Below are 10,375 nucleotides of genomic sequence, written 5' to 3'. Positions count from 1 at the left end.
CTGGAGCGTCAGTTGTAACGGGGGGCCGGGTTCGGCCTGCCGCCGCGGAGAAAACCCGGAAAAGCGGTAATGGCAGCGGCTGACGCCGCTGCTATGATGTGGGTGCAGTTGCTCTTTAACAGGTTGGGGAAAATGGCGTCACGGGCGTAAAAGTCGCGTCGGGGCAAAAAGTTGGCGGTGTGAAAATGCACTGGCGAAAAGTTGTTGTAACTGGCTGACTGTACAGGGGAAACGTGAGTTAACCTGGGGATCGAACGTCGGACTGCTTACTAAGGAAAAAGAACAAAACCGGCTGAAAGAAGCACAGTTGATCGGTGAAATCGGCAGTCAGGCGGCTGATATTGCACGAACGCAGGGGGATATCAACGGGCTCAAAGCCGCGAAAGAGAAGTACCCGGATATGACAGCCGAGCAACTGCGTGAAACCAAAGAATATAAAGACGCCATGAAACAATATGGCACCGGCAGCTCACTACAGCAGGGTATTCAAGCGGCAACGGCGGCCATTCAGGGACTGGCCGGTGGTGATATGGCTAAAGTCTTGGCGGGAGCCAGTGCGCCGTATCTGGCGGAAGTCATTCACAATATGACCACTGATCCAGCCACCCAGAAAGTGAACACCGAAGCCAACCTGATGGCGCACGCTGTATTGGGTGCGGTGACGGCTGCGGTAGATGGCAACGGCGCATTGGCAGGTGCCAGCGGCGCAGTGATGGGGGAATTTATCGCCCAGCAGATGTACCCTGGTATTAAGCGTGATGATCTGACGGAAGAACAGCGGCAGACCATCAGCGCTCTTGGCACCTTGGCGGCGGGGCTAGTTGGTGGCGTAGTGGGTGACAGCACGGCGAATGCCGTCGCGGGGGCGCAAGCGGGTAAGAACGCTCTCGAGAACAATAACCTGAATGCCAATGATTTTGGTAAAGGCATGGCGGATTACGGGCAAGCAGCGGCGTCGTGGAATCAATATGCGGAAGATAACAACCTGTCCCCAGAGCAGAAACAAGCCGGGTTAGATAAATTGGCAAAAGGAGATATGCCGGAAGGGCAAGATATCGCTAAAGTGATCGTCGATGGTTATGTGGATGGGGTGTTGATTGCCGGTGCGTGGTATCTAGGACCAGCAGCAGGGATAGGCAAAGTGGCTGCGGGTTCGACCATAGCCAGTATTGTCAACGGCACCTATCAGTGGTACGACTTGAATCAGCCGGGCAATGAAAATAAGACCTGGGACTATAAAGGTAGTATTGGCGCAGCTGTCACAGGTGGTCTTGCTCCTGGGCGGGGAATTTGGGCGAATACCGGGATAGCAATGGGCGGTTCGGTATTTAGTGATGGGCCTAATGTGGGAGCACAACTAAGTTCTGGAGCTGGTGCATTTTTAGGCGGAGGATTTGGAGAGTTGGCTCCTATCGCTCTGAAACCTATTTTTGGTAATTCGTCTGGTTTTGTTGGTGAAGTTGGTGGAGCCTTTTTGTCCGAGGTAATTAGTAACGGAATGAAAAACTATAAAAGCAGTGATGAGAAAAAGGATGAGAAAAAATGAAAAAGAAAATAAAGCTCCCTCTATTAATTTTGGGGATTATTTACTGTTTTGTTTGTTTTTTCATTCTTGGAGTAGTGATTCAATGTGGAATTGTTTTCATGCATGAAGGACATTTCCTTATTGGTAGGAAAAAACTGATTGATACTTTAGTGTTGAGTGGGATCGCTGGTTCTGCTGCCGGTATAGGCTCTTGGATTTTTGCAAAGATTGATGAATATAAAGCCCGAAAAAAACCTCCCACTGATCTTAATTAAGTAAAACCAACCACGACCATTTAAGCCGGGGTTGTGTAATGTTACGGTGATATGGTAATCGAATTGGTTGTTCGTGGGTGCTATCATCATGATGTCATCGAATAGCTGAACTACCTTGAGCTGTACCTTAACCAGTTGATGTTCAAATTTTGGGTGGCATTTTAGCAAAAAATAAGATAAGTCGTTACCACTTTAAGTAATGAGGTTACCATGTAGCCTCCAGTAAACTAATGGATAGATATACAAATGGAAAAAGTTTCTCCTTTACCAAAACTCCTTGAACGCTCAATAAAAAATGCCTGGCAGGCCGCATCGTTGTCTGCCGTTTTAACGCTCATATTCGCCATTTACCCTTGGTTTGACGGCTTAAAGGGGCTTGCCTCTTTCTATAATCTACCATACGTGCTCATTAGTTCCGGCTTGGCCTACGGTATTTATCGTAGAAGTAGAGTTTGTGCAATCTTGATGCTGCTTGTTTTTATTGCTACGAAAGTTTCAGCACAAGGTCCTCAGACCAACGGTACTATAATGATGACTATGTTTCTTCTTTTTTTCTCAAGTGGTGTTGCTGGGACATTCCTTTATCACCGTTATCAGAGGTTGAATCACTTTAGCAAAAGAAATTTTTATATCATTACAATTATCAGTCTTGTGTTTTCACTTGCATTGTTGTTTTCAGCATCGTGGGGGCTTAATTATCTGGCGAAAAATAATGAGTCATCTGTATGGAACGATCTTGAAAATAAAATAAATTCGGCTAAAGAAAAACAGCCGTTACCTTTACGTATAGACTACTATACTGTGTTACAAGACTATTATGTTTATCAGAAGACGTTGACGTATAAATATTCAGTTGAGAATATTGAACTTAGTGAAATAAAATCATCAGAGCTGTACAAGAAGAATCTTGATGCATTTCAAGCGTTTTGCAATGAACCTATATTAGTTCTCTACGATTTGCATGTTGACTATGTGTATATTAAAGGATTTGATGAAAAAATTTATAGCTACAATGCCAAGGATTGTAAAAAATAAAATATAAAATTAATAGTCGTTAGTGGCAACAGTGAACGCTCTCAGTTTTGGTAAGACAACAAGTAGTGTCGTTCAAAAATCACTTAAGATGTAAGGGCGAGAGAATGTCGAATGGGTTTTGAAAAATAAATATATTTATGAGGTTAGCTGATGTGCTGCTTAGTATCGATGAAATTCAGAAAAAAGTTGACGGAATGATTTTACGAGCTGGTCTCCCAAGATGTTCGGTTAATCTTTGCACCGCACCTATTGGTGATGGTGCTCCATATATTACATTTGAAAATAATATGTATAATTATATTTATTCAGAAAGAGACTATGAATTTTCGAGAAAGATTACCAGCTCGTTAGATGAGCTACTTTATTGGATTATGTCAGAGTTGGCTTATAAAATAGTATTCCAATATGAGCTAGAACACAGGGTGAAAGGCAAAGATGGACGACGCATCGCTTTTCCAAAATTTATTGAATTAATGGTGGATATGAATCCTGTATGGGGAGCAGAAGCACGATATGAAATTCAAAAAACTCTGACCGAATCGCCCTACGACGATAGCCTCCATCTATAATGACAACTTGAACAACCCAGACCAACTTGCTGGGATTTTTGTTTTTATGCCCCGAGTAGTGCCGCTATAGCCTGAACACCCAATATGCAGCGGTCATTCCCAACTATTCAGCGTCGGTGACACTCTGTGAGCTAGTCACCGCCTATGACCACCTCGTTGTTCTTCCACACTTAATCCGCCCCAAATCTTGGTGGCCTCGCAGAGTTGTTTTCACGTGGCCTCATCGGTGACAGCGAGGCTCCTGTTTGTTCGGGGCTGGAGTGCCATTATGGCATCCCAGCCCTCGCAGTTGGCAACTCTGAATCACTTTTTTGATCTTACCCAAACCGTTCAACGGCGCTGTTTTCAGCAGGCTCATGCTAGAGAAATGCGACCAGTGAACCTGCAGAGATCTGGGTGATATCTTACTCGCTGCTATCACTGAATTTTTTTGTTAATCAGTTGCGAAAGCTCACACAGATGAGTGCTTAATGTACCGAGCCTTTCTTGTTGATTGGCATCAAATGATTGAGCGTCTGTCGGCGCGGTTTTTTCCAGTGTGTCGATTATGCTTTCAACCCCTTGGTAATGCTTGGAAATGAGCGAAGAAATGCCTAGAACTTCACATTTGAGCGTGTTCAATTTGCCGGTTAGCTCTTGAATATGGAGTTCCTCAACCTGAGTTTCTTCAATAATTTTGCCATTCCTTTTTCGTGTCGTTATGGCCCCACCTGCGAGGCTGAGGACACCGATACTTACACCAATCGGCCCCATCAGCGCGAGCAATGCTTTGCCTGCTGCTATACCACCACCGCCAGCAGCGAGCGTACCACCACCCAGCCAGGCAAGTGCGGCATTGGTTGCTGCTGCTCCGCCTAAGCTGGAGATTGCCGCACCGCTAGATGCAGTACCGAAGGTTGTTGCTACAGCCATCCCAGCGGTGGAGCCAAAAACGGCCATTCCCGCACCGGTAGCTACCCCTGCACCAGTGGCGAGGCTCGTGACTGTGATGCTTGTATCAGCATCGGTGCTACGATGTTCAGCCTCGAATTTTTCCACTGTGTTATCAAATACAGAGACTTCCTGCTTGAGCTGCTCCCATGCCCTGTTGAATGCATTTGGCCTGTTTGTCAGGTTATCAAACCAGGCTTCAAGGCGGGCCGTTAAGACCCTGCTGCATTTCTCACGCAGCATATGGAGATTTTCAACCTCTGTTTGAATGGCTTTAACCTGTGATTCGTAATATTGGCGTGAGCGATCCAAGCTTGTCAGCGCTTCTTTTTTTTCAGAACCTCGTAACATATTTCGTTCCTTGGGTATGTTGGCAAGAAAATTATTGATAATAATCAGGTAAATGAATCTGTTAATCTATTGTCTTGGCCAGATGTCTCTAGACAATGGTGTTTCCCGTTAGCCGTTCGTAGCCATCCAATCAAATTTCACACACATATTACCTCAGTGATTCTAGATGATACGTACATGATTGCGTCTCGTACTTGCCAGATAACTCACTGAAGGATATGAATTATGACCTGTTTAGCCTCCCGCTTTGGTGCAGTGAATACCGTTCGCCGTGACCGCCCGTTAACCAATGATGAATTGGCCCGCCATGTTCCCAGCGTATTTTCTGAAGAGAAACACGCTTCCCGTAGCGATCGCTACACCTATATTCCCACCATCGCTTTATTGGATAACTTGCGTAAGGAAGGCTTTCAGCCCTTCTTCGCTTGCCAGACCAGGGTACGTGACTTGGATAAGCGCGAGCATACCAAACACATGTTGCGCCTACGCCGCGAGAACCAGATTGTCGGCAAGGAAGTACCAGAAATTATCCTGCTCAACAGCCACGATGGTTCCAGCAGTTACCAGATGATACCGGGCCTGTTCCGCTTTGTGTGCGCCAACGGCTTGGTGTGCGGCAACAGCTTTGGCGAAGTACGTGTGCCGCATAAAGGTGATGTCGTTGGTCAGGTGATTGAAGGTGCTTATGAAGTATTGGGTATTTTCGACAAGGTGGAAGCGTCACGCGAAGCCATGCTGACCACATCGCTGACGCTACCGGCGCAACGTGCCTTTGCCAATGCCGCCTTGACCTACCGTTACGGTGAAGACCACCAGCCGGTTACCGATGAACAAATCCTGATGCCACGGCGCTGGGAAGATCGGCAAAGCGACTTGTGGACCACCTACCAGCGTGTGCAGGAAAACATGCTCAAAGGTGGGCTTAACGGACGCAACGCCCGTGGCAAGCAGGCCAGAACCCGCGCAGTAAAAGGCATTGAGGGGGATATTAAGCTCAATCGTGCCTTGTGGGTACTGGCTGAAAATATGCTTAAATTCAACAAGTAACGTGTTCGCGTAATCTCCCTTCATTTGTAAAAAGTTGATCGTTTTAAACGATCGGTTTCTCGTTATTGATCTGCATAACCAATTATCTTTGCCGTTCACCCACCGATAAGATCGGCCAGGGTGCCGTCCGTTTTTTCTGCATCTTGAAACCCATCAATCAGATACGTTTTGGCACGTCGACAGTCAGGTAAATACCGCCTGTTATCAAAGGGATAACAGGCATCAAAAAAGGGGAAAGGTGTAGATGGAACAGGAAAGGGCGCTGACGGCAGGCAAGGTTCAGAAGGCGTTGGACTGGGCTTACGACAAGGCGGTAAACGGTGTAACGGGGCTGGACTCGGCGCAAGACATTGCCGAGTCCTATATGAAGAGGGGAGGAAGCCAGGTGGATTGCGTTAACGCGCTTATCCGCTGGCAAAATACTAAAGCAGGTACCAGCGGTTTTGTCACCGGGCTCGGTGGGGTTATCACGCTTCCTGTGGCCATTCCTGCCAATATCACCAGTGTGATGTACATCCAGATCAGGATGATTGCCGCGATTGCCCACATCGGCGGTTATGACCTGAAAGACGATAACGTGCGCTCTTTTGTCTATCTCTGCCTGTGCGGCAATGCGGCAAAAGACATCCTCAAGGAAGCCGGTATCAAAATCGGCATGCAGCTTACCCGCAGCGCTATCCGCAACGTATCAGGTGAAGTCATCAAGGCTATCAACCGGGCGGTTGGCTTTCGTCTGCTGACCAAGTTTGGCCAGAAGGGCGGTATCAACCTGGTCAAACTGGTGCCGTTGGCCGGGGGGATTGTCGGCGGTGCGTTCGACGGTATTTCTACCAATATCATTGGCAATATCGCCAGAGAAACCTTTATTACCGACTCCAGGGAGGCATTAACGAATAATGACCATCATCACATGAGTTGATACCGGCATAGGGCATCTGCCCTTCTTTTTATTTTCACCTCCCCACTGACTATTTCGACGTCCGTTCGAAAGAGGGGCCTTTTGCATTTTTTCCGAGACGACGAAATATGACAATAACTCAAGCTTCCGCCCTATCGGTGAATACCTGTCAGGCGGCGTTACCAGACAGTCGGTTACCCAATCTGTTGCTCCACCGTGACCAGGTGCAGCGCATTCTGGTTATCAAGCTGCGCCACTTTGGTGATGTTCTGCTGATGACACCGCTGCTCAGCACGCTGCGCGCCAATTACGCTAATACCCTGATTGATGTCCTGGTGTATGAGGGGACGGAGGCGATGCTGGCGGGTAACCGTGATGTCTATCTGGCTTATACCGTAGACCGCAGTCTGAAGCGGCAGGGTTGCAAGGCGCAGTATCGCGGTGAGCGGGCCCTGTGGAACAGTCTGCGCACCGGCCACTACGATTTGGTTATCAATCTGTCTGACCAGTGGCGAGCGGCACTGTATTGCCGTTTTCTGCAACCGACCTTCAGCCTGGGGTTTCGTTATCCCAAACGCAACAACCGGTTGTGGCAGGCGTGCCATTCGTTGCTGGTGCCGGTGGTAGGGCATGACCAACAGCACACCGTACTCAATAACCTCTCTATCCTGGCCCCGCTGGCATTACCAACCCTGGTCACTAGAGTTACCCAGGCCTACCGGCAGTGCGATATCGATGAGGCTGACCGGCTCAGCCAGCGCCATCACCTGAGCGATTTTGTGCTGGTTCAGCCAACGGCCCGCTGGGCATTCAAGACCTGGTCGGTGGCAGGGTTCACACAGGTTATCAACCATCTCACCGCCAGCGGAGAAACCGTGGTGCTGACCGGCGGACGCTCTGCCGATGAAATCGCCATGATAGCCGCCATTGTTGCGGGGTGTACCTTGCCGCAACGGGTGGTGAACCTGGCGGGTCGGCTGGACCTGCCGGAACTCGCGGTGATGATTGAACGGGCCAAATTGTTTATCGGTGTGGATTCGGTACCGATGCATATGGCTGCTGCATTGCACACGCCTTCCATTGTCCTGTTCGGCCCCAGCAATCTGGCGCAATGGTCACCCTGGCAGGCTCCGTACACCTTGCTGTGGGCGGGGGATTATCGTTCGTTGCCGTTACCAGAAGAGATCGATACCGATACCCGGGAACGTTATCTGGATGCCATTCCGGTTGATGACGTTATCCGTGCCGTCAATCGCCAACTGTTGGGCCAGACCTCGTAGCGGTTCGCGCGGCGTCAGCCACTGTGTTCAATCAATCTGATGTGAGTTCATTACCATGTCATCAACAAACCTGTCTTCTGTATCAACCTGTTCACCTGCTTGCTTTCGTTTGTTTAGCGTCACGGCGTTTTTACTCGGTGCTTCTCTCCCCACCTCCAACGCGCTGATGAATACGTCGCTGGGGCTAGCGGTGGTCTGTCTGCTGTGGCGACGTGATTTCCGCCAGGTGATGTCTTTGCTCAGGCAACCTCTGGTGTGGCTGCCTGCATTGATGTTTGTGCTCCTGGCGCTCTCGCTGCTGACCCAGAACCACGACTATGGCCCAAAGATGGTCGGCAAATATCAAAAGCTGTTGTATGTGTTGCCGTTGGCGCTGTTCTTTCTTGCCGAACCACGGCTTGTCTCCCGGTTTATCAGCGGCTTTTTGCTGGCCAATGCCGTGATACTGGTGATCAGCCTGACATCTGGTGTCTGGCACGTTACGCTCGGCGCTCTCAACCCGCTGAACCCGACGGTATTCAAACTGCAGATAACACAAAACGTGTTTATGGCATTTGCCGCCCTGGTGTGGCTGTCCCGCGCTTTTGCCCAATCAGGCCTGAAACGTTGGGTATACGGGGCAGGGGTTCTGCTGGCCACTGTCAATGTATTGCTGATGGTGCAAGGGCGTACTGGTTATGTGGCTCTGTTCATCGGCGTGGGGCTCTGGCTGCTGCTGACGTTACCCCGTTGGCAATGTGTCGGTGTCCTTGTCTGTGGCCTGTTGGTTGCTGCGGTACTGGTTCTGATACCCAATCGTGCCACAGAACGCCTGACACTCGGCCTGCAAGAAGTTCGCCACTGTGTGCTGGCATCGGCAGAGCAGGCCTATCAGGCTTGTGACAACTCGATGGGGCAACGTACTGCCTTTGCCCGTGAATCGTTGCGGTTGATAAAGCAGGCTCCGTTGCTGGGGAATGGCGCGGGGAGTTTCTGGTATGGCAATGCGCAGACGGGCTACAGCGTCCACAACCCGCATAACGAGTACCTGCTGGAAACCGTACAGAACGGCCTATTGGGGCTGGCGCTGTTCCTGGGCTGGATGTTGTGTTGCTTCCGGGTTGCCTGGCAACAACCGATAGCCTGCCGCAATCTGCTGGTTGCCGTGCTGGGCAGTTACATGGCCTGCCATCTGTTTAACTCGTTCCTGCTGGATTCTGCCGAAGGGCATCTGTTTATTGTGCTGGCGGCCATGCTGGCGGGTTACCGTATTACTTCTCCCCGGTATGGCGCTTATCGATGCTGAGTTCTGCCGGGCGTGATTTTCGCGCTCTTGCCCCGGTTCGGCCTTTTACGTACTCCCCTATTTTTGTTTTCTTCCTGCTGGCCAGCGTCTTTGACGCTGGCTTTTATAATCCCTTCATCCAAGGAAAATGTAATGAAAAAATATGCTGCTGTTTCCCTGTTATTGCTGACTACCGCATTATCAGGCTGTAATGACCCGCTTTCCTGCGATAACCCCGATTCAATCCGCGCCATCAATGAGGTGATGACCAGCAATGCGTTGAGCAAGATGAGCCACAGTTCCTACAAGAGTTTCAACAGTGTGGGATTGGCACAGGACTCTCTGGCTCTGACGCTGGATAACATTCATGCCACCGACAGCAACCAGGCGGTCAATTCACCGACCTGCAAGGCACGACTCACGGCGGTGTATTCGGACAAGGAAAAGGCCCGGTTGAAGCGCACCCTGGGGGTCATTGAGGGTATGGCAAAAGGCTGGTCAAGTTACAGCGAATTTCATCTCTTTATCGACAATATCAACGCCACGGCCATGCGCATGATGGATTCCCGTACGGTAACCGGAACGGTAGTTTTCACCGTATATGACACCAAAGACAAGGTTATCACCGAGGTGGCCAATACGCTGGACGTTAATAATGCGATTGATGCCATCAGCTACAAATTGCTGTATCCGGCAGAACGGTTATATGCAGTGCAGAATAATACTTTCCCACTGAATCGGTTTTATACCAGAGAAATACTGTCAATGTTCAGTCAGTGATTTGATGGCATTTTCTCATTCGTTCTTTCACATCGATTCATTATGGCGAGTACTGTTAATCAGCTCGCCTTTTTACAGGAGTTTATGACGAGTAAAATGGGGAACACCGAAATTTGTCTATAAAATCGGGCTGGATTTCTGATATTCATGGCCCGAAGGTATTTGCCATCGGGCCTGATGTTCTACTTGCCTATCAATAATAGTTTAATTCTTCTGGCTATCAGGAAGGTTATCACCTTCCTGTGTTGTTGGTTACTCATTATTTAACACAAAAGGAGGTATTAATACTGACGTATTAATACACTTCATAAACCCCCATCCTTTTATGGTTTCCCCCTTTCGGTTTGTTATCCATAGTATTACGACATTTGTGTAAAAAATAAATCAACCTCAACGCAGCCCAATTCCCGATAAAAGGGAG

10 protein-coding genes are annotated in these 10,375 nt (G+C 49.0%); 9 read left to right on the top strand and 1 reads right to left on the bottom strand.

The window, feature by feature from the left end:
- The first annotated feature begins 307 nt into the window (after nucleotides 1–307).
- From AC2A1E_RS19215 to AC2A1E_RS19200, 4 genes are all read left to right on the top strand, one after another.
- The gene (locus AC2A1E_RS19215; RefSeq protein WP_484385077.1) at nucleotides 308–1,546 is read left to right on the top strand and encodes a VENN motif pre-toxin domain-containing protein; all 1,239 of its coding nucleotides are present in this window, start codon (nucleotides 308–310) and stop codon (nucleotides 1,544–1,546) included.
- Nucleotides 1,543–1,800 (top strand): hypothetical protein, encoded by a 258-nt coding sequence (locus AC2A1E_RS19210; protein ID WP_484385076.1) that lies wholly within the window; start codon nucleotides 1,543–1,545, stop codon nucleotides 1,798–1,800. The genes AC2A1E_RS19215 and AC2A1E_RS19210 overlap by 4 nt, the downstream gene beginning before the upstream one ends.
- Before the next feature lie 246 nt (nucleotides 1,801–2,046).
- Nucleotides 2,047–2,835: a hypothetical protein gene (locus tag AC2A1E_RS19205; RefSeq protein WP_076943743.1), complete on the top strand. Its 789-nt coding sequence runs from the start codon at nucleotides 2,047–2,049 to the stop codon at nucleotides 2,833–2,835.
- A gap of 152 nt (nucleotides 2,836–2,987) precedes the next feature.
- Entirely contained in the window at nucleotides 2,988–3,404 is a 417-nt protein-coding gene (locus tag AC2A1E_RS19200; protein WP_484385075.1) for an Imm63 family immunity protein, read from the top strand.
- A 417-nt stretch (nucleotides 3,405–3,821) separates the two neighbouring features.
- Here the strand turns inward: AC2A1E_RS19200 and AC2A1E_RS19195 are convergent, their stop codons facing one another.
- A complete protein-coding gene (locus AC2A1E_RS19195; protein WP_484385074.1) occupies nucleotides 3,822–4,685 on the bottom strand; it encodes a hypothetical protein in 864 nt (287 codons plus the stop codon).
- Between the two features lie 225 nt (nucleotides 4,686–4,910).
- Between AC2A1E_RS19195 and AC2A1E_RS19190 the strand changes: the two genes are divergently transcribed.
- From AC2A1E_RS19190 to AC2A1E_RS19170, 5 genes are all read left to right on the top strand, one after another.
- Entirely contained in the window at nucleotides 4,911–5,732 is an 822-nt protein-coding gene (locus AC2A1E_RS19190) for a DUF932 domain-containing protein (protein WP_484385073.1), read from the top strand.
- A gap of 244 nt (nucleotides 5,733–5,976) precedes the next feature.
- Nucleotides 5,977–6,651, top strand: a complete 675-nt coding sequence (locus AC2A1E_RS19185) for an EcsC family protein (RefSeq protein WP_484385072.1) — start codon at nucleotides 5,977–5,979, stop codon at nucleotides 6,649–6,651.
- 107 nt (nucleotides 6,652–6,758) lie between these two features.
- Nucleotides 6,759–7,910 (top strand): putative lipopolysaccharide heptosyltransferase III, encoded by a 1,152-nt coding sequence (rfaQ, locus tag AC2A1E_RS19180; protein WP_484385071.1) that lies wholly within the window; start codon nucleotides 6,759–6,761, stop codon nucleotides 7,908–7,910.
- Nucleotides 7,911–7,965: 55 nt separating this feature from the next.
- Complete coding sequence (locus AC2A1E_RS19175; protein ID WP_484385070.1) at nucleotides 7,966–9,195, top strand: O-antigen ligase family protein; 1,230 nt, start codon at nucleotides 7,966–7,968, stop codon at nucleotides 9,193–9,195.
- 132 nt (nucleotides 9,196–9,327) lie between these two features.
- Entirely contained in the window at nucleotides 9,328–9,954 is a 627-nt protein-coding gene (locus AC2A1E_RS19170; RefSeq protein WP_484385069.1) for a hypothetical protein, read from the top strand.
- Nucleotides 9,955–10,375: the final 421 nt, after the last annotated feature.

Source organism: Serratia sp. HNCC26DJ206, from assembly GCF_057180605.1.
Note: the sequence above shows the minus strand (reverse complement) of the source record. Positions and strands in the feature narration are given on the sequence as shown.

What these genes read in the sequence shown, in the direction of transcription:
- AC2A1E_RS19170 (WP_484385069.1), top strand. Translation starts at nt 9,328, where the DNA reads ATGAAAAAATATGCTGCTGTTTCCCTGTTATTGCTGACTACCGCATTA.
- AC2A1E_RS19210 (WP_484385076.1), top strand. Translation starts at nt 1,543, where the DNA reads ATGAAAAAGAAAATAAAGCTCCCTCTATTAATTTTGGGGATTATTTAC.
- AC2A1E_RS19185 (WP_484385072.1), top strand. Translation starts at nt 5,977, where the DNA reads ATGGAACAGGAAAGGGCGCTGACGGCAGGCAAGGTTCAGAAGGCGTTG.
- rfaQ (WP_484385071.1), top strand. Translation starts at nt 6,759, where the DNA reads ATGACAATAACTCAAGCTTCCGCCCTATCGGTGAATACCTGTCAGGCG.
- AC2A1E_RS19175 (WP_484385070.1), top strand. Translation starts at nt 7,966, where the DNA reads ATGTCATCAACAAACCTGTCTTCTGTATCAACCTGTTCACCTGCTTGC.
- AC2A1E_RS19205 (WP_076943743.1), top strand. Translation starts at nt 2,047, where the DNA reads ATGGAAAAAGTTTCTCCTTTACCAAAACTCCTTGAACGCTCAATAAAA.
- AC2A1E_RS19195 (WP_484385074.1), bottom strand. Translation starts at nt 4,685, where the DNA reads ATGTTACGAGGTTCTGAAAAAAAAGAAGCGCTGACAAGCTTGGATCGC.
- AC2A1E_RS19190 (WP_484385073.1), top strand. Translation starts at nt 4,911, where the DNA reads ATGACCTGTTTAGCCTCCCGCTTTGGTGCAGTGAATACCGTTCGCCGT.